This is a genomic window from Heyndrickxia coagulans DSM 1 = ATCC 7050, assembly GCF_000290615.1.
Classification (GTDB): Bacteria; Bacillota; Bacilli; order Bacillales; family Bacillaceae_C; genus Weizmannia; species Weizmannia coagulans.
In genome coordinates, this window is record NZ_ALAS01000206.1 from 53513 (window position 1) to 78248 (window position 24736).

The 24736-nt window shown below is 49.4% G+C and carries 24 protein-coding genes, 1 pseudogene and 1 riboswitch; of the genes and pseudogenes, 4 read left to right on the forward strand and 21 right to left on the reverse strand.

All coding sequences use genetic code 11. From position 1 onward, the window contains the following. Positions 1-315: 315 nt before the first annotated feature. A complete protein-coding gene (locus IC21_RS11245; RefSeq protein ID WP_029141619.1) occupies positions 316-1068 on the forward strand; it encodes a DUF1836 domain-containing protein in 753 nt (250 codons plus the stop codon). Positions 1069-1205: 137 nt separating this feature from the next. Here the strand turns inward: IC21_RS11245 and IC21_RS11250 are convergent, their stop codons facing one another. From IC21_RS11250 to rarD, 3 genes are all read right to left on the reverse strand, one after another. Continuing rightward, on the reverse strand, positions 1206-1883 hold the full coding sequence (locus IC21_RS11250) for a potassium channel family protein (protein ID WP_029141620.1): 678 nt from the start codon (positions 1881-1883) through the stop codon (positions 1206-1208). Positions 1884-1893: 10 nt separating this feature from the next. Continuing rightward, entirely contained in the window at positions 1894-3192 is a 1299-nt protein-coding gene (locus tag IC21_RS11255; protein ID WP_029141621.1) for a TrkH family potassium uptake protein, read from the reverse strand. Between the two features lie 191 nt (positions 3193-3383). After that, positions 3384-4295, reverse strand: coding sequence for an EamA family transporter RarD (gene rarD / locus IC21_RS11260; RefSeq protein ID WP_029141622.1), 912 nt, complete (start codon positions 4293-4295; stop codon positions 3384-3386). A 199-nt stretch (positions 4296-4494) separates the two neighbouring features. Between rarD and yedE the strand changes: the two genes are divergently transcribed. Then, a complete protein-coding gene (gene yedE, locus IC21_RS11265; RefSeq protein WP_017553232.1) occupies positions 4495-5730 on the forward strand; it encodes a selenium metabolism membrane protein YedE/FdhT in 1236 nt (411 codons plus the stop codon). Between the two features lie 16 nt (positions 5731-5746). Then, positions 5747-5989, forward strand: coding sequence for a sulfurtransferase-like selenium metabolism protein YedF (yedF, locus tag IC21_RS11270; protein WP_017553233.1), 243 nt, complete (start codon positions 5747-5749; stop codon positions 5987-5989). Positions 5990-6236: 247 nt separating this feature from the next. On the opposite strand, the gene hisIE is transcribed toward yedF, so the two are convergent. The 10 genes from hisIE to IC21_RS11320 all read right to left on the reverse strand — a co-directional run bounded on the left by hisIE (position 6237) and on the right by IC21_RS11320 (position 14073). Continuing rightward, complete coding sequence (hisIE, locus tag IC21_RS11275; RefSeq protein WP_017553234.1) at positions 6237-6902, reverse strand: bifunctional phosphoribosyl-AMP cyclohydrolase/phosphoribosyl-ATP diphosphatase HisIE; 666 nt, start codon at positions 6900-6902, stop codon at positions 6237-6239. Then, on the reverse strand, positions 6892-7653 hold the full coding sequence (gene hisF / locus IC21_RS11280; RefSeq protein ID WP_017553235.1) for an imidazole glycerol phosphate synthase subunit HisF: 762 nt from the start codon (positions 7651-7653) through the stop codon (positions 6892-6894). The genes hisIE and hisF overlap by 11 nt, the downstream gene beginning before the upstream one ends. After that, positions 7650-8354, reverse strand: a complete 705-nt coding sequence (gene hisA / locus IC21_RS11285) for a 1-(5-phosphoribosyl)-5-[(5-phosphoribosylamino)methylideneamino]imidazole-4-carboxamide isomerase (RefSeq protein WP_029141624.1) — start codon at positions 8352-8354, stop codon at positions 7650-7652. The genes hisF and hisA overlap by 4 nt, the downstream gene beginning before the upstream one ends. Further along, positions 8351-8962 (reverse strand): imidazole glycerol phosphate synthase subunit HisH, encoded by a 612-nt coding sequence (hisH, locus tag IC21_RS11290; protein WP_029141625.1) that lies wholly within the window; start codon positions 8960-8962, stop codon positions 8351-8353. The genes hisA and hisH overlap by 4 nt, the downstream gene beginning before the upstream one ends. Further along, positions 8959-9546: an imidazoleglycerol-phosphate dehydratase HisB gene (hisB, locus tag IC21_RS11295; protein WP_026104772.1), complete on the reverse strand. Its 588-nt coding sequence runs from the start codon at positions 9544-9546 to the stop codon at positions 8959-8961. Before hisB ends, hisH begins: the two co-directional genes overlap by 4 nt. A 5-nt stretch (positions 9547-9551) precedes the next feature. Next, positions 9552-10835, reverse strand: a complete 1284-nt coding sequence (gene hisD, locus IC21_RS11300; protein ID WP_029141626.1) for a histidinol dehydrogenase — start codon at positions 10833-10835, stop codon at positions 9552-9554. Then, positions 10832-11452, reverse strand: coding sequence for an ATP phosphoribosyltransferase (hisG, locus tag IC21_RS11305; RefSeq protein WP_017553239.1), 621 nt, complete (start codon positions 11450-11452; stop codon positions 10832-10834). The genes hisD and hisG overlap by 4 nt, the downstream gene beginning before the upstream one ends. Next, positions 11449-12573: an ATP phosphoribosyltransferase regulatory subunit gene (locus tag IC21_RS11310; RefSeq protein ID WP_017553240.1), complete on the reverse strand. Its 1125-nt coding sequence runs from the start codon at positions 12571-12573 to the stop codon at positions 11449-11451. Before IC21_RS11310 ends, hisG begins: the two co-directional genes overlap by 4 nt. A gap of 95 nt (positions 12574-12668) precedes the next feature. Then, on the reverse strand, positions 12669-13016 hold the full coding sequence (locus tag IC21_RS11315) for a CHY zinc finger protein (protein WP_019721180.1): 348 nt from the start codon (positions 13014-13016) through the stop codon (positions 12669-12671). A gap of 109 nt (positions 13017-13125) precedes the next feature. Further along, complete coding sequence (locus IC21_RS11320; RefSeq protein WP_029141627.1) at positions 13126-14073, reverse strand: magnesium transporter CorA family protein; 948 nt, start codon at positions 14071-14073, stop codon at positions 13126-13128. 216 nt (positions 14074-14289) lie between these two features. Between IC21_RS11320 and IC21_RS11325 the strand changes: the two genes are divergently transcribed. Beyond that, the gene (locus tag IC21_RS11325; protein WP_029141628.1) at positions 14290-15651 is read left to right on the forward strand and encodes an amino acid permease; all 1362 of its coding nucleotides are present in this window, start codon (positions 14290-14292) and stop codon (positions 15649-15651) included. Here IC21_RS11325 and IC21_RS11330 read toward each other — a convergent pair whose 3' ends face one another. The 8 genes and pseudogenes from IC21_RS11330 to trhO form a co-directional block, all read right to left on the reverse strand. After that, positions 15652-17817 (reverse strand): DNA topoisomerase III, encoded by a 2166-nt coding sequence (locus tag IC21_RS11330; protein ID WP_029141629.1) that lies wholly within the window; start codon positions 17815-17817, stop codon positions 15652-15654. It lies immediately after the preceding gene. A 219-nt stretch (positions 17818-18036) separates the two neighbouring features. Then, entirely contained in the window at positions 18037-18831 is a 795-nt protein-coding gene (locus IC21_RS11335; RefSeq protein ID WP_017553246.1) for a LysM peptidoglycan-binding domain-containing protein, read from the reverse strand. Between the two features lie 213 nt (positions 18832-19044). Next, positions 19045-20064: pseudogene (locus tag IC21_RS17710) on the reverse strand (FAD-dependent oxidoreductase). Between the two features lie 67 nt (positions 20065-20131). Further along, complete coding sequence (locus IC21_RS11345; protein ID WP_013859241.1) at positions 20132-20593, reverse strand: CBS domain-containing protein; 462 nt, start codon at positions 20591-20593, stop codon at positions 20132-20134. 77 nt (positions 20594-20670) lie between these two features. Next, positions 20671-21525, reverse strand: a complete 855-nt coding sequence (locus IC21_RS11350; protein ID WP_017553248.1) for an MBL fold metallo-hydrolase — start codon at positions 21523-21525, stop codon at positions 20671-20673. 196 nt (positions 21526-21721) lie between these two features. Further along, on the reverse strand, positions 21722-22312 hold the full coding sequence (thiT, locus tag IC21_RS11355; RefSeq protein WP_013859239.1) for an energy-coupled thiamine transporter ThiT: 591 nt from the start codon (positions 22310-22312) through the stop codon (positions 21722-21724). Between the two features lie 48 nt (positions 22313-22360). Continuing rightward, positions 22361-22461: riboswitch (TPP riboswitch) on the reverse strand. A gap of 57 nt (positions 22462-22518) precedes the next feature. After that, the gene (locus IC21_RS11360; protein WP_029141317.1) at positions 22519-23193 is read right to left on the reverse strand and encodes an SOS response-associated peptidase; all 675 of its coding nucleotides are present in this window, start codon (positions 23191-23193) and stop codon (positions 22519-22521) included. Positions 23194-23569: 376 nt separating this feature from the next. Beyond that, entirely contained in the window at positions 23570-24544 is a 975-nt protein-coding gene (gene trhO, locus IC21_RS11365; protein ID WP_013859237.1) for an oxygen-dependent tRNA uridine(34) hydroxylase TrhO, read from the reverse strand. Positions 24545-24736 lie beyond the last annotated feature (192 nt).

The window sequence follows — 24736 nt, forward strand, 5'->3', positions numbered from 1 at the left end:
TTTCCCCTTTTCTATTTTTATACTAAGTTCCTATGAACCTATTATATGAACTTATCAATTAAAATGCAAGTCTTTTTCACAAAAGAATGTGATTCCCGGTTTCTATTTCCCCTTAAAAGCCGTCTTTAAACTTTTTTCAAAACCGGGACAGGGGCAAGTCTTCTTCCCGGAAGCATGGAAAGTTTCGCCTGAAAAATAAGGCATCCCCCGCAGTCCGGCACAGCGGGGAAAACTCGACACCCAATGATCATTGACTTTTCCATCCATCAATCTTACGATAAAAAGTAGCATGCCAATGTTTGGGAGGTGCTGTTAATGGAACTATTTCAAATGACACGCAGGGAAATGGCAGATCTGCTGCTTGCGCTGAAGGGATCAGGCCCGATGACGCCTGCAGCGTTTTTACAGGCATTATGGGCAAAGAAAAATGGCGGAAAAGACCCGCACCGTCCCTTTGCAGCTGCTGTAATGCCCCCCATTTTCACAAAAATACTGAAGAAGAACACGGATGACTTCGGTTTTTCGTTAAATGAAATCGTGGCGCTCGGAAGCCAGATTGAAAATACAAATTTTACACTGACCGCGATTCAAAACTGGGTAAAGCGCGATATTAAAGAAATGATCGTGGCGCCGGAAAAAGGGAAAAAATATTCGATTGACCAGATGGCGCTGCTGTTTCTGGTGGAAGACTTAAAAACGGCGCTTGATTTCGATTCCATCCGCAAGCTGTTGCAATTGATCGTCAATGACCCCGAAGACGAGCATGATGATTTGATTAATCCGGTACAGCTGTATGTCACTTATTCCCAGCTTTTTGAGGAACTCAATTCCATGCGGGAAGTCGGGCGGTTCCCGGCCGGAAAACATGAACATATGATTTCGGCAATGGAGGGTATGATTACCGAAAAAGCAGAAGAGATGATATCAAAATACATATCGCCGGATGACCCGAAAAAAGAAGCCATCCGCAACACCATTGTCATCGCGACGCTTTCCGTTTTTACGGCATATTTTCAAATGCTCGCAAGGCGGTATTTAACCGCAACGATTTTTTTGCAAAATATGTAGGGGGCAGGAGACTTATCTCCCGGCAGGTAAGTGTTTTTCCGGCTCCCGCGCCGCACGCCCCGAATGGGAAGCACCGCCCCGGAACAGCGGCAGCCCCCCATTTCAACTTTAACGCAGCCGGAAAACGCCTCACCCCGCTAGTAATATTTCCGGCGCAGCCTCTCCAAATCTTTTTCCGCACCGACTGTGAAAATGGTATCCCCCGGCTGAAAGATATAATCCGGTGCCGGGGAGACAACCGGCGTTTCTTCAGACTGGGAAGTGACCATTACAACAAGGGCTTTGTACCTGTTGCGGAAATCGAGTTCTGCCAGAGACTTTCCGATAAAATCATCCGGCACTGTCATCTCAAGGCCGGAGCAATACGGCGACAGGCGGATATACTGCAAAATGCCCGGGTTTGCAATATGGTAGGCAACCCGGCGCCCCGTTTCTTCTTCAGGGAAAAACACGTCGGTCGCACCTGCCCCTTTCAAGCCCCTCCCCCGCTTTTGATCATTCGCCTTCGCATAAACCGTTTCACAGCCAAGATCTTTTAAAGCAAGCACCGTTAAAATGGCAGATTCAAAATCGTCTCCTATGCTGACGACCACCGCATCGAAATTGTCCACATTCAATTCTTCCAAAAAAGCGGTGCTGGTCACATCGCCTTCCGCAAGATACGAAGCGGCGTCTTGCAGTTCCTCATCCTGAAGCACCTTTTCATTTTTATCGGCGCCGACAACATCATATCCGAGCCTCGCCAGTTCTTTCAGCACACTCGACCCGAAACGGCCGAGCCCGAGCACAAGAAAACTTTCTTTTAAATGTTTCACAATCCCACCCCTAACCGATTAAAATGGATTCTTTTGCATATTTGATTGTGGATTTTTTTTGATTCATAAAGGTATAGATCAAAATAATCACCCCGAGACGGCCAATTAGCATGAGGAAAGCCAGCCAGATTTTGCCGAACACCGTCAGCCCGGCCGTGATCTCGAGGGAAAAGCCGCATGTCGACAGCGCCGACATAATTTCAAATGCAAGCGGAAACGGCGCTGCTTTTTCCGTAAAAGACAATACAAAAAACGAGAAAAAGAACAAAAAAAGAAAAGCGAAAAAGACGAGAAAGGCTTTGTTTACGTCTTCGGCAAACAACGTCCTTCTGAACATATGCGTCTCATTTGAACCGCGGATGACAGACCACAATTTGGCAAGAATGACGGCGAATGTGGTCGTCCGGATCCCGCCGGCACAGCTGCTTGGCGACCCGCCGATAAACATAAGCACGATCATAAACAGCAAAGACGGGAAAGAAAAAACGTGCAAATCGAGCGATGCCAGACCCCCGCTTCTTGGCGCCGCACTGAAGAAAAGGGACTGGATGATTTTATCTGTAAAAGAAAGCCCCGGCATATGTATAAAATCTACAAAAAAGAAGAATAGAAAGCCGGCCAAAAGCAAAATGCCGTGCATCAAAACATTTACTTTGAAATAAAGGCTTTTCTTTTTCCGGCGCGACTGCAAAAACTCCATTACAACGGCGAACCCGAGGACGCCCAGAATGATCATACAGGTTAACACGGCGAGCACGAACGGTTCGCCTTTGAAGTCATCAAGCCCGTTTCCGGAAATTTCAAAGCCGGCGTTTGTAAATGTCGACACTGAAAGAAAAAAAGCGGCAAAAGAATGGCTGCCGTGATGCAGCGCAGCCGGCAGAATCAGCAGAAAGCCTGCCACTTCGACGATCAATGTGTACGTTACAATAAAGGCCATCAGTTTTGATATCGAACGGCTGCTGTTCTGGTTCTGGTCAAAAATCATCAATGTTTGTGACGGAACAGGCGCATTCGTGCGCAATACGATCAAAAGCGCGCCGACCAAGGCCATGACGCCGATCCCGCCGATTTCCATCTGGATGAGCAGGATGATTTTTCCGGCCGTTGTAAGTGCCTGCGCAACGGTAACAGTGGACAGCCCTGTTGCACTGATGGCGCTTGCGGATAGAAAAAAAGCATCTGACGGCAGCAACGGCTGTTTGTGTGAAACCGGCAGCAAATACAAAATCGCAAAAATAACCGTGCCCAGCAAATACATGAAGAAAACCATTTTAAACGTTGCCGGGCGGAACTGGAACCTGGACATAAACCAATCTCCCTTATGCATCAATCATCCCTATTATACCTGAAATTTTCTATTCGAAAAAAGCCAGCCTGAAAATCATGACCTACTTTTGTTTTTGGATTTTCGGCAGACAAAAGCGGCGGGGCACAATCCTGGTTTCCCGCCGCTTCCATCGCATTTTTTGTGCCGTTGTTCCGGCATGGGCTGCTGATTCAGGCAACTTCTTCCACATGGTATTTTTTCTTCGGCAAAAAGCCGGACACGGAAAACACAACGAGCGCCAGCCAGATAAAAGCAAAGGACAGCAGCTGCACATGTGTAAAAGGTTCCTTGAAAAAGGCAATGCCCATAATCAGCGTCATTGTCGGCGTCAAGTATTGGAAAAAGCCGATCATCGTCAGGGAAATTCTCCTTGCTCCCTGCGCAAAGCAAATGAGCGGGATGGCTGTCACAACGCCGGTGCCGATCAGCAGTACAGTAACAGCCGGTGAAACTGTTGCAAACGATGCAGTGCCTTTTACCTGGATCATCGTTAAATAGATAAACGCAACCGGCATCATAAAGAAGGTTTCGAATGTCAGGCCGATAAAAGCATCAATATCCACTTTCTTTTTCACAAGGCCGTAAAACCCGAATGTGAGCGCAAGGCCGATGGCGATCCAGGGAACATGCCCGAAGCTGAACGTCTGGATTGCGACGCCGCATGCTGCAAGCAGGAAAGCAATCAGCTGCCACCTGTTCAGTTTTTCCTTCAAAAAGATCATGCCGAGCAGGATGCTGACAAGCGGGTTAATGTAATAGCCCATGCTTGTTTCAATGACATGCCCGTTGTTGACCGCCCATATGTAGATAAACCAATTCCCGCTCACAAGCACGGATGCAAGAAGCAGTAAAAGCGGCGTGCGCGGGTGGTGGACCCCTTCTTTTATGCTGGTTTTTAAATCCCCCATTTTCCTTAAAAAGGCTAAAAGCAGGATCATAAAAATAAAAGACCAGAATATGCGGTGCGCCAGAATTTCAAGGGCAGGCACCTGTTCAACCATTTTCCAGTAGATTGGAAAAAGGCCCCACAAAAAATACGCAAAAAACGCGTAAAACATTCCGCTTTTTTGATTGTTTCCCATTTGTTGCGTCGCTTGTCCGGGTATTACGCCTTCCCCCGGGCCGCCTCCCTCCTTTCGCATAATATATTTCATTATTTTACCATTATTTTCAGATTTGAAAAAGCAAATCGCTCACAGCCTTTGCTTTTATCAATGTGCCGGCGGAAATCTCTGCTATAATAGGGAATGTATGATTTTTCATGAAGGAGGCTGGGAAGGCATGCGTATATGGTTGGAAAAAGCCCATGAAAAGTGGTTCAGCGGGTTTTGGAATCCTTTTATTGTCTTACTGTTGGCAGGGGTATTTGCTGCTTTTTATTTTGGGCTAACCGGAACGCTCTGGGCCGTCACAGGCGAATTTACCCGTTGGGGAGGGAATTTACTGCAGCTGTTCGGCGTTGATACAGCTGATTGGGCATATTTTAAAGCGATCAAACTGACCGGAGAGCCGCAGGACCGGACTGACGGATGGCTGGTCATCGGTATGCTGCTTGGCAGTTTGTTCAGTGCCCTTGCCAGCAAGAATTTCAAATGGAAGATTCCCCGCCTGAAACGACGCTGGGTGTGGGGGTTCTTTGGCGGCATCATCGCCGGATTCGGAACGCGCCTTGCGATGGGCTGCAATTTGGCTGCCTTTTTTACGGGGCTGCCGCAATTTTCTCTCCACGCCTGGCTCTTTATTGCCGGCACCGCGATCGGCACTTATTTTGGCGTCAAACTTGCCGTATTGCCTATTTTTAAAGGAAAACCAAAAATTTCGTTCAGCCGGCATGCTGCCAAAAGCACACAGCCGGATCCGCAACACGGGAACTACCAGCTTTATGCTGCTGTTTTGGTTCTGCTTTTCATCGCGCTGATTGCCGCCTGGTATCTCATATCCGGCAAAGTGATGCTCGGGCTTGCCGCGCTGTTCGGGGCGGCATTTGGGATACTGATCCAGCGCGGCCAAATTTGCTTTACTTCCGGGCTCAGGGATTTATGGCTGACCGGGCGGGGCACGCTCGGAAAAGCGATCATTGCCGGAATGGCGATCCAGACGGCAGGCACCGCCATTTTCATTTTTAAAGGCGAAGCCCCTGTTATCCACTGGGCAAGCCCGGGTGCCCTTTTCGGCGGCGTCCTGTTTGGCATTGGCATTGTCATTGCCGGGGGCTGTGAAACAGGGTGGATGTACCGCATTACGGAGGGCCAGGTGCAATTTTTTGCAGTCGGCGCCGGCAATATCGTTGGGGCCACCCTCCTGGCATACGGATGGGATCATTGGGGCATTTTCAATGTTTTTGTCAAAGGATGGCCGGAAGTCAATCTTGTAACGTCATTCGGATGGGGCGGTGCGCTCTTCGGTACGGGCGCTTTTCTGCTGGCCCTTTATCTTCTCATCGTATGGCGGGAAAATTGGTATACGAAGAAAATAAATGCAAAACGCACGTTATTCGAAAAGAAAACGTCTGCGTAATCAGGAGGCGGAAATAATGGCGGAAAATTTTACTGTGGATGCAACATTGGATGTCCGCGGCGAATCATGCCCGTATCCGGAGCTTTACACGCTTGAGGCAATCGAAAAATTAGAAGGCGGGGAAATATTGGAAGTGATCGCCGACTGCCCGCAATCTTTTATCAACGTGCCGGCGTCGTGCAAACGGCACGGGCATGAAGTGCTCTCAAAAGTGAAGGACGGAACGACGCTGTATTATTACATCCGGGTTTGTAAATGATTCCGCTGTGCCGGGCATTTACATGATGGAAAAGGGGCTGTCCAAAAAGTCATTCTTTATGGCCTTTTGGATGCCCTTTTTTACATGATTCCCACAAAAAATTGCCCTTTCCAGTAAATGTAAGTGGCCAAGCCAACACTACAGAAAGGGCGATTTTTTTATGCGCAATCAAATCATTACGCTACTGCAAATGATCCCATGTCAATGTCACTTTTTCCAGAGGAACAAGAAAGAAAACTCCTTTCCATTACCATTTCTCGATTTTTTTTCGGTCGCCTTTGCTGTTGCCTTTTTTGGCGGAACGGGCCCGCAGTTCGGCTTCCACTTCCGATAGTTTTACATTCTGGTTGGACAGCAGGACAAAGGTATGAAACAACAAATCTGCCGTTTCGTAAATGAGTTCTGATTTGCTGTTGTTTTTGGCGGCGATGACGACCTCGCCCGCTTCTTCAATAAATTTTTTCGCGATTTTATCGATGCCCTTCTCAAACAGATAATTGGTATAGGAATTTTCAACCGGCTTTATTTTCCGGCTCTCCACCTCGTCTTCCAGCACGTCAAAGATGCGCCGGTTGGAGGGGATCTCCGATTCCGCCGCTTCCCCGTTTTCATCGAGCCTTGTATAAAAGCATGTCCTTTCCCCCGTGTGGCAGGCAGGGCCCTCCGGATCAACACGGATTAAAAGCGTGTCGGCATCACAATCCGCCTGGAGCGATTTTACTTTTTGCGTGTTTCCGCTCGTTTCGCCTTTATGCCAAAGGCTGCCGCGGGACCGGGAATAAAACCAGGTTTCTTTCGTTTCAAGTGTTTTTTCGTACGCTTCTTCATTCATATAAGCCAGCATGAGCACATCCCCGGTCGCATCATCGACCACAATTGCCGGAATCAGCCCTTTCGAAAAATCAAGCTTCACGGATGTTCACCCCTTCTTTGCTGCAAATGTCCTTTACTTCCCGGATGGTAAACGTGCCGTCGTGAAAAATGGAGGCGGCAAGGGCAGCAGAAGCCCCCGTTTCTTTAAACACTTCGGCAAAATGCTCCGGTTTGCCGCAGCCGCCCGAGGCGATCACGGGAATTTTTACGGCGCCGGCAACCGCTTTTGTCAGCGGCAGGTCAAAGCCGTCTTTTACCCCGTCGGTATCAACGCTCGTCAATAAAATTTCCCCAGCGCCGAGCCGTTCTGCTTCCTTCGCCCATTCAATCGCATCGATTCCGGTATCGATGCGGCCGCCGTTCACGACACAAGTCCATTTCCCTTCCGCGGCTTTTTTTGCATCAATCGCCACAACGACGCACTGCGCGCCGAAACGGACGGATGCCTTTCGGACCAGTTCCGGGTTTTTGAACGCAGCCGAGTTCACCGACACTTTATCGGCGCCGGCCTTTAACAGGCGGGTCACGTCAAAAATCGTCCGTACGCCGCCGCCGACCGTAAACGGGATAAACACATTTTCAGCTGTCCTTTCAACCATATTGACGACCGTATCGCGCTGTTCGTGGGTCGCGGTAATGTCAAGAAAAACCAGTTCATCAGCGCCGCTTTCCGAATAAAATTTTGCCAGCTCAACGGGATCGCCGACATTGCGGAGCCCGGTAAAATTTGTCCCTTTTACGACCTGCCCGTCTTTCACATCGAGGCACGGAATAATCCGTTTTGCGATCATCCTGCCGCCCCCTTGAGCCGGATTTTGCCTTCATAAACCGCTTTGCCGACAATCCCTTCCCTGATGCCGATTGCATCCAGGTTTTTCACGTCTTCTTCGCTTGTGATGCCGCCGGAAGCAATAATGTCACAGCTGACCGCTTCAATGAGCATTTTTAACGCATCAAGGTTCGGGCCTTTCATGGTGCCATCCCTCGATATATCGGTAAAGACGATGCGCCGCACGCCCAAGCTTTCTATTTCTTTTGCAAAACCGATGTAATCCATTTCGGTAACTGCAAGCCAGCCGTGGGCCGCGACTTTCCCATTTCTTGCGTCAATGCCGGCGACGATTTTCTCCGGGTATGCGGCGACCGCCGCTTTAAAAAAATCCCGGTCTTCGATGGCGGCCGTCCCGATCACAATCCGGGAAACGCCCATTTCCGCATATTTGCGGACGGTGTCCAAATTGCGGATGCCGCCGCCTACTTCAACCGGAACGGCGGCATGCCTGCACAAAGAGGCAATCAGTTCAAACTGTGCGGGCCGGCCGGCCTTTGCGCCGTCCAAATCGACAATATGGACCATTTCCGCCCCCATTTCAATAAAGCGTTCCAGCTGTGCCACCGGGTCTTTCGCCACTTCTGTCGTTCGGTTAAAATCCCCCTGGTAAAGCCTTACGCATTTTCCGCCAATTAAATCGATGGCCGGGATGATTCTCATGCCTGTACCTCCCAACTGCTTTCCTGCAAAAATGTTTTTAACAGTGCCATGCCGGTTTTGCCGCTTTTTTCGGGATGAAACTGCATTCCGTACACATGCCCGTTTTTGACAATGGCCGGAATTTCCGCCCCGTAATCGGTTGAAGCCACAATATAAGACGCCTTTGTTTTCGCCTGGTAGGAGTGGACGAAATACACATACTGATGCTGAAACGGCGCAAAAGCCGGAAAACCCGGTTTCACATCGAGCGTATTCCAGCCGATATGCGGTAAAATTTCATTTGCCGGAATCCGTTCCACCGTCCCCGGGATCAAGCCGAGCCCTTCGGAAACGCCATTTTCAAATCCCGTTTCAAATAACAGCTGCATCCCGAGACAAATGCCGAGAAACGGCTTTTTCTTCCCAAGCTCCGTCAAAACCGGCCGCAACCCGCGCTTTTCAATCTCGTCCACTGCTGCTTTAAATGCGCCGACGCCGGGCAGGATGATGTGGGTGGCGGCGCCGAGTTTTTCCGGGTCGTCCGTTACGGCAACCTTAAGCCCAAGCGTGCGGAAAGCGTTCGAGGCGCTTGCAATATTGCCCATGCCGTAGTCGACAATTGCGATCATTCTATCAGCCCCTTTGTCGAATTGACGCCTTTGATTTCCGGGTCAACTTCCACTGCCTGGTGAAACGCCCGCCCCAACGCCTTAAACAGCGACTCGATTTTGTGATGGGTGTTGGCGCCGTACAGTACCCTGGCATGGAGGGTAACCGCCGCCTGGAATGCAAACGCCTGGAAAAATTCGCGCACAAGCTCTGTGTCAAAATTGCCGAGCTTCGGGTTTTCAAATTCCGCTTCAAAATGCAGGAAAGGGCGGCCGCTGATGTCGAGGGCGACAAAGCCGAGCGCTTCATCCATCGGGACATAGGCGGAGCCGTAACGGGTGATGCCTTTTTTATCGCCGAGCGCTTCACGCACCAGCTGGCCGAGCACAATCCCGGTGTCTTCGACGGTGTGGTGGCTGTCAATGTACAAATCGCCGCTCGCTTTTACAACAAGCCCGATGCGCCCGTGCCGCGCAAACAGTTCGAGCATGTGGTCAAAAAATCCGACGCCCGTACTCACTTCAACTTCCGCCGGATCGTCCAGATTGACAGCAATTTCAATCAATGTTTCATTTGTTTTTCTGCTTTTTGCCGCTTTCCGCAACGCACTCACCCTTTCACCCGTTTTTGGACCGCCCGCGCATGCCCTTCGAGCCGCTCTTGTGCAGCAATTGCCATCACATCCGGCGCCGCTTGCTGTAAAGCTTTTTCACCATAATACAAATAGGTGATTTTTTTATAAAAATCATCAACAGACAAACCGGAAGAAAACCGCGCCGTTCCCGATGTCGGCAGGACGTGGTTCGGGCCGCCGTAATAATCGCCGATGGCTTCCGGCGTGTTTTCGCCGAGAAAAACGGAGCCGGCATTTTTCACTTTCGACAGCTGCAAGAGCGGGTTTTCCACCTGGATTTCCAAGTGTTCCGGGGCAAGCCGGTTTGAAAGCGCAAAAGCTTCGTCTATCGATGCAACAAGCACGGCTGCGCTTTGCATCTTGATGGACACTTCCGCGATGCCGCGACGCGGAAGGACAACAAGCTGTTTTTCAAGTTCCGCTTTTGTTTCATTTATCAGTTTCTGCGACGTCGTGAGGAGAAACGTTCTTGCGCGTTCGTCGTGTTCGGCCTGGGCGATCAGATCGGCCGCTATATATGCCGGGTTGGCATTTTCATCGGCAATGATGGCGACTTCCGACGGGCCTGCGATCAGATCGATGCCGGCCGTGCCGTATACAAGCGATTTGGCGGCGGCGACATATGCGTTCCCAGGGCCGGCAATTTTATCGACTGCAGGAATCGTTTCCGTGCCGTATGCAAGCGCCCCGATCGCCTGGATGCCGCCAAGTTTGTAAATGGTGCCGACACCGGCAATATCGGCCGCTACGGACAAAACAGGGGCAATTTTCGTGCCGTTTCTGGCCGGTGTCGCCATGACCACTTCTTCTACGCCGGCAAGGACAGCGGGGATCGCGTTCATAAGGACGGATGACGGATAGCAGGCGGTCCCGCCCGGCACATAAATCCCGGCTTTTTCCACCGGCCGGAACAGCTGGCCTGAAATGATATTTTCATTCATTTCCATGATCCGGGAGTTTTGCAGCTGTTTCGCGTGGAAACGGCGGATATTTTCCGCTGCTTTTTGCAAGGCGGAAATCACATCCTGCGGAACTTCGCGCCATGCCTGTATGCGTTCTTCCGGAGAAACTTCCCACGGTTCCGGCACTTCCCCGTCAAATTGGGCGGCATATTTTTTCACGGCGGCATCCCCGTTTAAGCGGATGTCTTCCAGCACTTCCTTCGCGGTGCGGAGCACGTCTTCATCGTGCGTGCCGCTCTTGTTTTTCGATTGCAGAAACGTTTCGGCAAATGCTTTTTTTGTGTATTCCCGTATCATTTTGCGACCCCTTCTCCCTGTAGTTTTTCAATAAACGGCCGGATTGCCTGCTTTTTTATTTTTAACGTCGACCGGTTGGCGATCAGCCGCGCTGTGACCGGCCGGATCTCCTCTATGACGGCAAGCCCGTTTTCTCTCAATGTGTTACCCGTTTCCACGATGTCGACAATTGCATCAGCAAGGCCGACGATCGGCGCGAGTTCAACGGAGCCTTCGAGTTTCACGATGTCTACCGATTCCCCTTTTTCGCGGAAAAATTGCTCTGTTACATTCGGGTATTTGGTGGCGATCCGGCATTTCCGGTGATGGCGGACAGCCTCCGGTTTACCTGCAAGGGCAAACCGGCATTTTCCGAATGGAAGCGGCATTAAGTCGAAAACATCGGGATGCGTTTCCGCCAAAATGTCCTCGCCGACAATGCCAAGATCGCAAATGCCGTACTCTACATATGTTGCAACATCAAAGCCTTTTACGAAAATGCAGGTGAATGCATCCGTTTCAACGAGGAGCTTTCTCCCTTTTTCAACGAGCGGTTCAACATGAAAGCCGCGCGACTTTAAATATTGCAAAAATTGTTTTTCCACTCTCCCTTTTGTAAGGGCAATGCTGATCGTCAAATTTCTTCCGCCTCCCAATGGCCGCCCACGTTTTTAAACTTGAGGACCTTACTGAATTCGCCTTCTGCAGGCGGCCCGAAACGGATATCCACGATTTTCCCGCCGTATGCAGCCCGCAGCTTTTCTGCTTCCGCAAGCGTTTCTTCCCCGGCAATGATACAGATTTTTTCCGGCTTTTCTTCCTGAACCAGTTCCTCTGCCAGAATATCGGCGTCAAAAGCAATGCCGACAGCTGTTGTTTGGCGGTGGAACTGTTCGTACAGCATGTCGTACCGCCCGCCGGAAAAGCAGGAAGCGCCGGTTTGTTTTAAAAATCCCCGGAACAAAATGCCGGTATAATAGGGCAGATTTTTCACCCGGCCAAGGTCAATCATGATGTCTTCCATTCCGACAGCCATGCAAATTTTGCCAAGCTTTTCGATATGGGCAAGCATATTGAAAAGTGCCGGGTCCGTTTTCCATCTTTCCTGGAATGTCCGGATCATTTCGAACGGGCCGTACGCATCCACAAGCCCCGCCAGTTCCGCGGCCATCGCTGCATTGCCGCATAAACTTGCAATCTCGTATACTTCATCTTTCCGTTTATCGTGCATGGCCCCTCTTAACCGGTCAACCTGGCCTTCTTCCAGGTTGAGGCGTGCGACCAGTTCCTCAAAAATGCCGGCATGGCCGAGCTCCACCATCACCCCGGTAACACCAAGCCTGTTAAAAAAGGCATGGGCAAAAAACAGGCATTCGCCTTCGCCTAAAAGTTCCGGCAGTCCCACCATTTCGATCCCGACCTGTCGGCTCTCAAGGCCGGGGGTATCCATCCTGAACACCGAACCCTGGTAAGCCCATTTACACGCCCGGAACGGTTTTTGCGAAAGCGCCCTTGCGATGGATGTTGTCCAGTCCGGGCGCAAAACTTCAATCTGGCCGCGGCCGTCAAACCATTTCAGCATATTTTGAAGCTTCATGCCGACCTTTTCATTTGTAAACGTATCCGCGTACTCAACAAGCGGTGTCGAGATTTCCATATAATTCCGCTCCTTTGCCGTGTGACGGAACATTTCAAACACGGTTGCGCGGTTTTTGACAATCGTGCCCATTTCATCCTGGCTGCCTTCCGGTAAAAACATCGGTTTCACATCCTGTACTTTCTCTTTATTATGTTATCACTCTAATACGCTAAAGGATTGGATTGCATTTAAGATACCATATTTCAGAAAAGCGGTCAAGGTGAAAATTTCTGGCGAGCCGGCTTGTCTTGGCCGATTTGGAAATAGAGCGGATAATGGGCGGCGCATCCGGGGTTAAAAGGCGCGCCGCAATGCGGGCAAGCGCTTGCCCCCATATATTCCCGGATGGCCATTTCATGCTTGCAGACGCCGCAAAGAACCGCTTTTGTATCCCATTCCCGTTTTTCCCACCGCTCGGCCGGGTGGGCTTCTTCTTCCTCATGGCATTTATAACACGGATAATACTTTCCGCAACATTTAAAGCGGATGGCTACGACATCCAACGGGGAAGCATAATGGATGCAGCGCGTCTCTTCATCTACAACCGGTCCGTACACTTTCATTGGAACCGCTCCTTTTGAAATCTTTTCTTTGTTTTTAACATACAGGAATTTGGCTTTCACATCAATGAAACGGGCGCAAAAAAGCTGGCGGTCCCGAGCCGGAAAAGGGCTATTTAAATAATGACTTTTTCTTATTCCCTTTTAAAATATCGCCTGTCCATCCTTTCCGGTACAAATAAATATAAAGCAGGATGGTATTCACGACAATCAGGCCGAGCGCTGCAATATAGCCGTAGCGCCAGGAGAGTTCCGGCATGTTTTTAAAGTTCATGCCCCATAAGGCGCTCCAGGCGGAAATCGGGGTAAACAGCGTCGTTAAAACGGTCAAAGTTTTCATAATCGAATTTCCCCTGTGGCCTGAGACGACTTCTTCCACTTTGAGCAGTGTATCGATTTCCTGCTGGTAATCCTGCAAAAGCGCAAGGCATCTTTCGATTTTCATCACCCTTTGCTGGACTTGCGGATATTCCAAAATATCAGTGCCAAATCCTTCCTGCATGCCGTATAAAATTTCTTTCACCGGGACCATCAAATTCCGGCAGACGAGCAGTTCGTGGCGGCGTTCGTATATTTTATCGAGCGTGTCAATATCGTTTCTTTTCTGGATCTCCCAGATCAGTTCGTTTAATTTGATTTCAAATTCGTCTATTTTATCAAGGTAATTGTTTACGATCGCGCCGATGATAATAAAAAATGCCTCAATGGCATTGCGGGAATAGGCCATCTGCCCGATCACTTTTTCGATTTCCGTATTTTTCAGCTTGGAAAAATCAAGATCTACCGTCAACAGTGTCTGTTCGGTAATGTAAAAGTGAAACATATCATGTTCCTCACGGTTGATCGTGTGCTGGTCAAAAATAAGCGAACCTTCGACAAACGGCCGGTCATTTTGGTCCGTATCAATCGTTAAAGTGTTTGTATCATCATTTTTTATATTTTCAATCCATGTTTTGCATTCCTCGTTTTCATCAATAATCCGTGCAATTTCTTTCTCGCCTACACTTTCCAGCTGATACCATTTCCAGTTGTTTTCCTTGTTTTTATACAGATGTAACAAACGTCTTCCCCCTTTCTCTTCCCTTCCTTATTCCCACTTGATTCCCACTTGCCTGCTAGACCAAACGTTTCTCTTACTTTGCCGGCTTCTTTCCGGCCGCCCCGCCTTGCTCTGTATTCGGGCCTGTAGAAGACAGAGCAGAAAGAAACATCCGGGACTTGTACATAAACCGGCCTGCTTTATCAAACAGTATGTAAGGTAAAGGAGGGAACCGGGATGGGTAACCAGAAGCAACCATCTAAAGCGACAAAAAACGGCAGCCTGGCGTGGTGGCAGCTTTCGCTTGTGGGTGTCGGCTGTACGATCGGAACCGGATATTTTCTCGGATCAGGTATCGGGATCAAAACGACCGGCCCTTCCATCGTATTGTCATTCCTGATTGCAGCCGCCGGTACATACATTGTTTTCCGCGCGCTTGCAAAAATGACGGCACGCGACCCGCACGAAGGCTCGTTTTGCTATTATGCAAAAAAAGCTTACGGCAACTGGGCAGGTTTCAGTTGCGGCTGGAATTACTGGTGTTCGAATGTGCTCATTATGGGGAGCCAGCTGACTGCATTGTCTATTTTAACAAAATTCTGGTTTCATACGGTGCCGTTATGGATACTGGCCGCCATTTACGCAGCCCTTTCCATTGCCGTTGTTCTGCTTGGCACAAAAGGTTTTGATAAGGTGGAAAACATTCTCGCTGTCATCAAAACGGCCGCCATCATCATGTTTATTGTGCTTGCCTTTTGTGCCCTTTTTGGCTGGATTGACGGCGGCAAGGGAACGGGCGGGCGCCTCCCTGATGGTCTCCACGGCTATTTTCCCCATGGCATTGCGGGATTTTGGGCTTCGCTCATTTATGCGTTTTATGCGTTTGGCGGCATTGAAGTGATCGGGTTGATGGCGATGCAATTGAAAAACAAAGAAGATGCCCCGAAAGCCGGATCAATTATGCTGGCCGTTTTAACGATGTTTTACATCGTCTCGCTCGGTCTTGCCGTCACAATGGAACACTACACGGCTTTTAATGATAAAGAAAGCCCGTTTGTCAAGGCAATGGCGGACTATCATCTCGCTTTTTTCCCCCACATCTTTAACGGCGCCATTATCATTGCCGGTTTTTCGACGATGACGGCTGCGCTGTTCGGGGTCACCAATTTGCTCGTAACCTTGTCGAATGACGGGGATGCGCCAAAATGGTTCGGAAAAAAAATGAAAAAATGGAAAAACCTCCCGCTTCCTTCGCTCGGGCTTGCGGCTTGCGGCCTCGTTCTTTCCATTATTACGGCCCTTTTGCTGCCGGGGAAAATTTATGAATACATTACAACAGCAGCCGGGATTTTGCTGCTGATGAACTGGCTGTTTATTATCCTTTCGGCTTTCCGCGTCTTAAAACTAAACGGAGGCGGAAAAATCACGGCCGCAGCCGGCATCTTTTTCCTGCTGCTTGCGATCAGCGGGACACTGGCGGAAACAGAAATCCGCCCCGGGTTTTATGCCAGTTTTATCGTCATGGTGATCATTATTGCCATTGCCGTTTTCATGAGCCGGAAGAAAAAACAGGCTCCGCACAAACCGGCCCTTGAATAATCAGCGGCCGGTTTGTTGCTTTGCAAAAATAAACCGGAGTTTCCCGTCCTCCCATTTCAATTTTGCATCGAAGGTTTTGCCATTTTTCCGGAATCCCCTGATCATGCTTGTTTCTTCGCCGGCCAGCAGTTTCCTTGCATTGGCTAGGCTGATTTTTTTGCCAAGGATCGATTTTGACAGCGTAAAGGCGCAGCCCGATTTCCGGTAGGCGCTGCAGCCGTAAAAATTGCCTTTGTCAACAATGTCGCCGCCGCATGTCGGGCATTTGCCCGCTTTTTTCCCGATTGTATATTTTGATCCCGGCCTTTTGATGCCATCCGTTTTTAAGCCAGAAAAATCCCATTCGGCCGCTGCCTGAACAGCATCTTGCACAATTTTTTCGGACAGCTTTTTCGTCTGTTCCATAAAAGCGGCTGCTTCGGCCGCCCCTTTCCCGATTTCGCGGAGCCGTTTTTCCCATTTTGCGGTCATTTCCGGAGAGGCCAGAATTTTGCCGCCGATGGCACGGATGAGCACTTTCGCCTTATCGGTGGCATATACCTGGTTCTTTTTCACCTCAATATACTTCCGATCTTTTAAAATGGTAATGACGCCGGCCCTTGTTGCTTCCGTGCCGAGCCCTTCCACTTCCGCCATGACTTTTTCCAGTTCCCCGTCCTCAATATATTTTCCGGCCGTTTTCATCAGCGTGATGAGCTGGCCTTCCGTATACCGTTTCGGCGGCTGCGTTTTGCCTTCTTTTACGTTTGCATCTTTTACAATCCCTTTTTCCCCCTGCTTTACATCCGGCAAAACGCCGCCTTTTTCCTTCTCTTTTGAAAAAATGACTTTGCGCCAGCCTTCCGCTTCCATTTGCGTACCCTTGGAAAGAAAGACTGCACGGCTGTCCACGACCGTTTTCACCGTCGTGTAATGAAAAACGGCATTGCCGTAATGGGCGGCAATGAGGCGGCGGACGATCATATCATAAATTTTTTTCTCGCCGTCCGGAAGACTGCCTGGCGCCGCCACCTGTTCGGTCGGGATAATCGCGTAGTGGTCGGAAACCTTTTTCTCATTCACATAACGCTTATTTTGAAGGATGGAGCGCTTTGGAAGCGGGAAATACGGAGCATATTCCGGGAAGGCAGATAATTTTTCCAAAATACCGGGAAAAGTTTCGGCTTCCCCTTTTGTCACATACTGGGAATCAGAACGGGGATAGGAAACGATCCCTTTTTGGTAGAGGGATTGGACAAGATCAAGCGTTTTTTTCGGCGGAAATTGAAAAGCCCGGTTCGCGGTTGCCTGCAAAGATGATAAGTTAAACAACAGCGGGGGCTGGAATTCCTTTTTTTCTTTTTTTAATGCTGCAACTTCTGCCGGTTTTTGCCGGCAAAATGCGGCAATCCGCGCTGCCATGGCCGGGTCATTCAAACGCGATTCGCCATCTTTCACCCATTTGCCTTCGTATTGTTTGTCATCAAATTGAAACATTGCGGTGACTTCCCAAAACGGTTCGGGTTTGAAATGTTCAATTTCCAGCTCCCTTTTTACAATTAAAGCGAGCGTAGGCGTCTGGACGCGGCCGACGGAAAAGACATCACGCATGCCTTTTTGCCTTAAAAGCAGGCTGTAGACACGGGAGGCATTCATGCCGACCAGCCAGTCTGCACAGGCGCGGGCATATGCTTCGTCATATAATGGGCGGGTGTCTTCATCATGTAATAAATGGCGGAACCCTTCCCGGATCGACTGAGGGGTTAAAGACGAGATCCACAAGCGCCGTAGCGGTTTTTTGGCGCCGCACAAATGAAGGATGTTGCGGATGATCAGTTCTCCTTCGCGGCCGGCATCGCCTGCATGGATAATATTGGTCACGCGTGCGTCTTTCACCAGTTTTTTGACGATTTGAAATTGCTTGTATTTCGGCTTTGTCACTTCATATTTGAATTTTTTCGGGAGAATCGGCAGCGTTTCCAGTTTCCACTGCTTCCAGGCGGGATTGTAATGTTCCGGCGGGACGAGCTGGGTTAAATGGCCGATCGCCCACGTGCAGAAAGCGCCTTCCGGGAAGATCTCATTCGGCCGGATTTCAATATACCCCTCCCGTTTCACATGCGGAAAAACCGAGCAAAGGGTGCGCCCCTGGTCAGGCTTTTCGGCGATGATCAATGGAAAAGACAAACGGATCACTCCTTTCTTTTTCTAGCTCTACTTTACAATGTTTTTCACACGCTGCCAAGAAAAAATAAACGCCCGGCCGGGTAAATCCTTTTCCTCTGGATTTACGCGGCCGGGCGGTGTTTCAAAATGCGGTACTTCCCCCATCGTTCACGTCACTTCCTGAATGTTTTCTGTTTTGCCGTACCGGGTGCAAGTAACGGATCTCCATCCGTACGCCTGTTAATCCAGTACGGTGATTTGGATCGTACGGCGCCCCCAGTTGGCGGCTTTTCCTGAATCCGGGACGAGGACATCGATACGGTTTCCTTTGATGGCTCCGCCCGTATCGCCTGCAACAGCGGTCCCGTAACCTTCGACATATACTTTTGAACCGAGCGGAATTACATTCGGATCGACGGCAATCACTTTTGCATTCGGATTATTTTTAACATTGATGCCTGTCGCTGTAACGCCGGAGCAGCCCGGATCATTGGCTGTATAAGCGGTCGCGGTGACGGTCATCGTTTTTCCCTGCGGTTTTGGAGCCGCCTCTTTGGAAGATTCCACGTGCACGGTCGGCTTTTTCACGTCCACTTTTGCATTTTCCGTGTTTGTTTGCGGCTTTACGGAAACTTCCGCTGCACGTTCTTTTACTGTCACTTTGCTGTTCGGATTGGAACGAATCACGATTTGATCATGCGGGAAAATGACATCCGATGACAGATCGTTCCATTCTTTTATTTGTTCAACCGGCACGCCGTATTTTTTCGAGATATCCGACAGCGTGTCACCGGCTTTAACGACATAAACGTTTTTCGGGGAAATGGTTAACTTTTGTGAAGGATAAATCATTTCGGTAGAAAGTTGGTTATTTTGTTTTAATGTTTTAACGGATGTATTGTATTTTTGAGAGATCCCCCAAAGTGTATCCCCCGGTTTTACGGTATAAGTATCCGGCGCTGCGGCTTGTGCATTGACAGCCATTACGCTTGTGATTGTCACCGCAGCTGCAAGTGCTGATACTGCTTTTTTCATAAATTGTAACCTCCTCTTTTTGCCGGCTTTTGTGCCAACACCGTAAATCCTAACACACGGATTTAACAGGCGGATAACGGCAAAATGTTGATTTGGTTACACAAAAACGCTTCTTTGTAATCCCGTGAAAAATTTGTAACATAGGCATAAAGTCACGAATTCGCGCATAGAAGCAGAAAAACACCGTCGAATTGCGGCGGTGTTTGCAGCACTTTAGTCCTGTTGATCGATTTTTTTCAGCGGTTCTTTCGCCGGCCCTTCTACCACTTCGCCTGTACAAGCAAACCGCGAACCGTGGCACGGGCAGTCCCATGTGCGGTCTCCCGAGTTCCATTTCACTTCACAGCCCATATGGGTACATGTCGTATCGACCAGATAGAGGTTCCCGTCCTGGTCTTTGTAGGCGCCTGCCCGCTTTCCGTTAATACGGACAACGGCCCCTTCGTCATTTTTTAACGCATCTAAAGATTGATCCCGCATGTCAAGTTTTCCTTTGACGAGCTGCCCGGCAACGTCGGTATTCGCAGGTGTGTACAGATGCAAATGTATTTGCACGTCATGGTATGCCCTTTTTCCGTTTTAATTTTTAATGGGCTGCCAAAATCGATATCTTTCGCAGTGGTTTGTTCAAAAATCGGGACATTTTTTGTCCATTAAATATTCAATCAGTGCTTTTCAGTACGAAAGCGGATGGAACTGTGCCTGCCCGGCCATTTTCACCGCTTTTTTCCCGGGAATCCCGTCCGGCAGCGAACCGATCCATTCTCCCGGGATGCCGAGGGTTTCATACGCCTGCATTTCTTTTTCCAGTTTTTCAATATATGCATCGGAATTGGTATAGAGAAAGGCATCCTGCCGCGAAAAATCACAGCGGATCCCGTGCTTCAGGATCGTTTGTTCAATGAACGATGCAGCGGTTTCGTTTGCTTTGTAATAAAGGGATGCTTTTTCTTTTCCTATATGCTGGATCAATTCATCATAAATGAGCCCGTGCTGTGCGGTGATTTTTGCCGTCGTATGCCCGCTTGTGCCATTTGCAATGGATCCGGCATCAAACAGGATTGTTTTATAGCCTTCGTTTGCCAGCAAATAAGCGGTTACAATTCCGGCCATTCCGGCGCCCGCAACAGCCACATCGGCTTCTATATCCTGCGTTAACGGCGGAAATTGCGGCATCGTGGCCGTTTTGCGCCACAACGGTTCAGGAGATTGCGGCATTGAAGTTCCGTTCATGATTTGACCTCCCCGAAAGACTGATATGTATAGTCTTCCCCGGGGAGGCCGGTCTAAACATTTTGATTTAGCTGTTGAGCAATTTATCCGTAATCTGGCGCATGATATCGCCTCTTGAGATGACACCGACAACACGATCTGCCTGATTGACGACCGGAAGTTTTTTAAAATGGTGTTTGGCCAGAATCCGCAGCGCGTTTTCAAAATCGTCTTCGGGCCTTACCGTATACAATTCCCGCCGTTTCATAATCTTTTCCACCGGAAAGTCCAGGCTGTGCGCCAGTTTTTCATTAAAGTCTTCCTGCTCATTTACCACGATCGTAATATAAAAATCATAAACGGTCCGTGCCTTTGGCTGCAAAAAGCGGATGACATCCCCGTCACTGACCATGCCGAGCAGCTTTCCTTCCGCATCCACGACCGGTACGCCGCCGATCCGGTGGTGGGCAAGCACCTTTAACAGTTCCCGGATCGTCGTCTCTTTTTTTACCGTAATGACATCGCGGATCATAAAATCTTTGACTTCCAATTTTCTCGCTCCTTTTTATCCATCCATTTACAAATTATTGTAAACCTTTGCGGGGAAGGAAGCAATGAAGAAACCGCCTATTGTGCGCCATCCACGTACTTCCCGTGATCCGGGAGCGCGATTTCATCAAATCCGGAGACAAGGGCCTCAAGCCCTTCCCGCAAGCCGGCGCCGGACATCGGGATCCCGTGGCCGCAAAGAGCAGTTTCCGGCTTTAAGGCAGCCAATTTTTCAACTGAGCGTTTTGCCGCCTTCCAGTCGTTTGTAAAATAGCGCGGCGGCCCGTTTACTTCCTGCTTTTGCACCAGCACTTTCCAAAATTCATCCTGTCTGACGGTGATAAATGCGTCCCCCGCGATCAACACGTTGTCTGCTTCCCTGAAGAACGATACATGCCCGTTCGAATGGCCGGGCGTATGGATCCATTTCCAGCCCGGCAGAAACGGGACCGTCCCGTCTTCGGGAAGGGGTTGGACAGCCTTGCCAAGATCAACTGGTTCATTCGGATATATCATGGAAATCTTCGCCAGCAGGCCGCCTTCAACAGTCGGATCGGGATCCGGATACGTTTCACGCCCGGTTAAATAGGGCAGCTCCAATGGATGTGCAAAAACCGGCACGTCCCATTTTTCCAATAATGGCGCAATCGCACCCACGTGGTCAAAATGGCCATGCGTCAGTAAAACCGCTTTTGGTTTTGCCTTTTCCCCGAAGCGTTCCCGCACGGCTGAAAATATCGCGCCGGCGGAACCCGGCATGCCGGCATCCACGAGGACAAATGTACCGGTTCCGGCCCTGCCGATCAGACACACATTTACAATTTGGATGGTAAAGCAATAGATATCCGGCAGCAATTCCCTGCCTGTTCCGCTTTCAATCGAAGTCATCGGGATGATACGGCGGCCAAACGGGTGATGAATGTCTTTATCCATAAAATCCCCTTTCTTTCATTATTCCTTCTTTTTATCCTTTCCCGTTTCTGCCGGCCATTACCCGTTCTGCCGGCCATGATCAACTGAAAAAGCGGTGAAACCGAACTCCGGCTTTACAAGGCGCCTGTTTCCATAAGGCCTCCTGCCTGAAGTGAAAACGGCAAGGCGCAGTTGCCTTGCCGTTTTCAAGTTGCTTTTACGCCGCATGCCTGTGCTGATTGCGGTATTTTGTCAGCAGCTGCGGGGCGGCATTAAAGAGGATCGCCGCAACAGCTGCGCATAAAATGCCATTGCCAATCATCGTGACGCCGTTCGTGATGAAAGAATAGAGAAACGCCGACTGCCCTTTAGGCGCATAGGAACCCCAGAAAAACACGCCGGCCACGAAATGCCAGAAATAGCGGGCGAAACTGCCGGCAAGAACAGAAAGGCATATCCAAAAAGTCATCGTGCCCCTTTTGGCATGGCGGCAGCTTCTTTCGATAAGCGGCCGAAAAAGCCCGGCAAACCCGATGAATGAAAAAGCGACCGGATATTCCATGATGCCCTGAATCGGGTTGAGAATATCATTTGCATCACCGGTGACGATCTGCAGCAAGCTCCAAATAAATCCCGAAGCAACACTTGCTTTAAATCCCCAGCGAAAAGCGACTACAAAAACCGGCAGCATGGCAAACGACAGGGAAATCACGTGCGTCACCTCAATGGACGGCAGCAAGTCCAGCAAAAGCGCAAATGCCGCAAAGACAGCCGCTTCAATCATGGCCTGTAAACTTAATTTGCCCATAAAAAAATCCCCCTTTTGGTATGCATGAACATAACGAACCATGGGAGGACAAAAGAAATTCCACATCCCTACGCCGGCATTAACCGGACAGGTTCAAAGGGTCAGAACATGGCGTTCACTCTCAGCTTAACGCTCCCCCTGTGGTTACGTTCATGAATTTGTCACCTTTATGATAAACTTTTTGCCACAGCATTTCAACAAAAAATTTAATTTTTTGGCAATAACAGCTCTGGAAAATTGTTTTTTGGCGAATTGACGCGTTCGGATACGGCATACATCTCCATCGCATCCGAATCATACTGCGCGAGGAGCGGCAACAGCCGGCCCGGTTCAGTGACCGTGCTGTCCAGCCATTTTTCTTCATCTTCCTTGCGTAAAATCACCGGCATCCGGTCGTGAATTTTTGCCATCATCCTGTTCGCCTTTGTCGTTAAAATGGTGCAAGTAAAGACCGGATTCCCTTCCTGATCCGTCCATTTCTCCCAAAGCCCGGCCATTGCAAAAATGCCCCCGTTCTTAAGCGTAATCCGCATCGGCGCCCGGGTGCCGTCTTTTCGGTTCCACTCAAAAAAAGAATCGGCCGGAATGAGGCAGCGCCGCCTTTTCACTGCCTCCCGGAAACCCGGTTTCTGAAATACAGTTTCACTTCTGGCATTGATCATCTTATGCCCGATTTTCGGATCTTTTGCCCAGGAAGGAATCAAGCCCCATTTTAAAAAACCCAGTCTGTACTGCCCGCGGGCGCTGATCACGGCAGCCACCATTTGCGAAGGCGCGACATTATAACTTTTGGCATATTCACTGCCCGGAAAAGAAGCTTTGGCATGGAACCTTTCTTCCAGCTCATTTACAGATGCCGTCAAAGTGTACCTCCCGCACATCCAAATCCCGCCTTTCTTTCTATCCTGAAAATTTTCATCCTTTTCCGGTGCCGCGTATGAAGCGGCAAAGAGGTCTATTTTATCCCATTTTACGCAAAAAAGCAGGCAGATAAAAAGGATTTGGCCCGCTTGCACCAAATCCTTTCTCTGTTCCGGAACACGCCGCGTTTTAACCCTGCCCCCGGGCTTCGGATGGTTGCAGTGGATCCCGGTTTTTTTCTCTTTTTTTCACATGCCGCCCTCAGGCACCTTGTTTCTTTCAAGAAAATACCGCTTTTGAAGCAAGGAATCGCTCCGGCCGTTTCCGGGCGGGCACGGTTTCCATCCCCTTTTTCACCATCCGCTTTCCGAATCGTAAGGTTAAAAGCCGCGCCGGTTACCGGTTTAACGCCGCGTCTTCTTCTTCGATCCGGCGCAGCCGTTCAGCTACTTTTTCCGGTGTAAGGCCGTGTTCTTTTACATATAAATTATTTGGCACGGTGCGGCATTCATGCGAGCAGCTCCGCATATATTTATGTTCATTTTCTTCCGAGCATAAAAATTGCTTGTTGCAGGCTGGGTTGGCGCAGTTGACATAACGTTCGCACGGTTCCCCCGTAAAATAATCCCGGCCGACAACGACATGTTCCTTTCGATTGACCGGAACGGAAATCCGTTCGTCAAATACATACAGTTTGCCGTCCCACAGCTCTCCCTGCACTTCCGGATCCTTTCCGTATGTCACAATCCCGCCGTGCAGTTGGCCGACATCTTCAAACCCTTCTTCCAGCAGCCAGCCCGAAAATTTTTCACAACGGATGCCGCCGGTGCAATACGTCACAATTTTTTTGCCTTTTAATTGATCCTTATGTTCGCGCACCCATTCCGGCAGTTCGCGGAAAGTGCGGATATCCGGGCGCAATGCCCCGCGGAAATGCCCGAGATCATACTCATAGTCATTGCGCGCATCCAGTACGACGGTATCTTCAGCCAGCAGCGCCTCGCGAAATTCTTTCGGAGACAAATATTTCCCCGTTTTTTCATTCGGATTGATGTCTTTTTCAAGCCGCAGCGTAACAAGCTCCTTGCGCGGGCGGACGTGCATTTTTTTAAACGCATGGCCGTCTGCTTCATCTTCTTTGAAGACCATGTCCCGGAACCGGGGATCTGCGTGCATCTTTTCTTTATATTTGGTTGTTTGTTCAACCGTTCCGGAAACGGTGCCGTTGATCCCTTCTTTGGCAACGAGGATACGCCCCTTTAAACCGGTCTCTTTGCAAAACTGCAAATGTTCAGCTGCAAAGGCTTCCGGATTTTCAATTTCAACATACTTGTAATACAATAAGACTCTGTACGGCTTTGTTTGTTCCATTATCGATAACCACCTATCCAATTATATTTGCAAGATATAATGCAGGCTTTCAGGTTACACTGTCTCTTACAAACCACCATTTTACCAAAAGCCCGTTTGCATTTCAAAATTTTCACTGTGAAAACAGAAGAAACGAAATCATTTATCAATCCTGTTTGATGCGTTATACTTGTTCAGACAGGAATAAAAGAA

Coding starts and splice junctions, on each gene's coding strand:
- IC21_RS11245 (WP_029141619.1), top strand. CDS start 316: ATGGAACTATTTCAAATGACACGCAGGGAAATGGCAGATCTGCTGCTT.
- IC21_RS11255 (WP_029141621.1), bottom strand. CDS start 3,192: ATGTCCAGGTTCCAGTTCCGCCCGGCAACGTTTAAAATGGTTTTCTTC.
- rarD (WP_029141622.1), bottom strand. CDS start 4,295: ATGGGAAACAATCAAAAAAGCGGAATGTTTTACGCGTTTTTTGCGTAT.
- yedE (WP_017553232.1), top strand. CDS start 4,495: ATGCGTATATGGTTGGAAAAAGCCCATGAAAAGTGGTTCAGCGGGTTT.
- yedF (WP_017553233.1), top strand. CDS start 5,747: ATGGCGGAAAATTTTACTGTGGATGCAACATTGGATGTCCGCGGCGAA.
- hisF (WP_017553235.1), bottom strand. CDS start 7,653: ATGATCGCAAAACGGATTATTCCGTGCCTCGATGTGAAAGACGGGCAG.
- hisA (WP_029141624.1), bottom strand. CDS start 8,354: ATGAGAATCATCCCGGCCATCGATTTAATTGGCGGAAAATGCGTAAGG.
- hisH (WP_029141625.1), bottom strand. CDS start 8,962: ATGATCGCAATTGTCGACTACGGCATGGGCAATATTGCAAGCGCCTCG.
- hisD (WP_029141626.1), bottom strand. CDS start 10,835: ATGATACGGGAATACACAAAAAAAGCATTTGCCGAAACGTTTCTGCAA.
- IC21_RS11310 (WP_017553240.1), bottom strand. CDS start 12,573: ATGTTTTTACCGGAAGGCAGCCAGGATGAAATGGGCACGATTGTCAAA.
- IC21_RS11315 (WP_019721180.1), bottom strand. CDS start 13,016: ATGAAAGTGTACGGACCGGTTGTAGATGAAGAGACGCGCTGCATCCAT.
- IC21_RS11325 (WP_029141628.1), top strand. CDS start 14,290: ATGGGTAACCAGAAGCAACCATCTAAAGCGACAAAAAACGGCAGCCTG.
- IC21_RS11335 (WP_017553246.1), bottom strand. CDS start 18,831: ATGAAAAAAGCAGTATCAGCACTTGCAGCTGCGGTGACAATCACAAGC.
- IC21_RS11350 (WP_017553248.1), bottom strand. CDS start 21,525: ATGGATAAAGACATTCATCACCCGTTTGGCCGCCGTATCATCCCGATG.
- thiT (WP_013859239.1), bottom strand. CDS start 22,312: ATGGGCAAATTAAGTTTACAGGCCATGATTGAAGCGGCTGTCTTTGCG.
- IC21_RS11360 (WP_029141317.1), bottom strand. CDS start 23,193: ATGTGCGGGAGGTACACTTTGACGGCATCTGTAAATGAGCTGGAAGAA.
- trhO (WP_013859237.1), bottom strand. CDS start 24,544: ATGGAACAAACAAAGCCGTACAGAGTCTTATTGTATTACAAGTATGTT.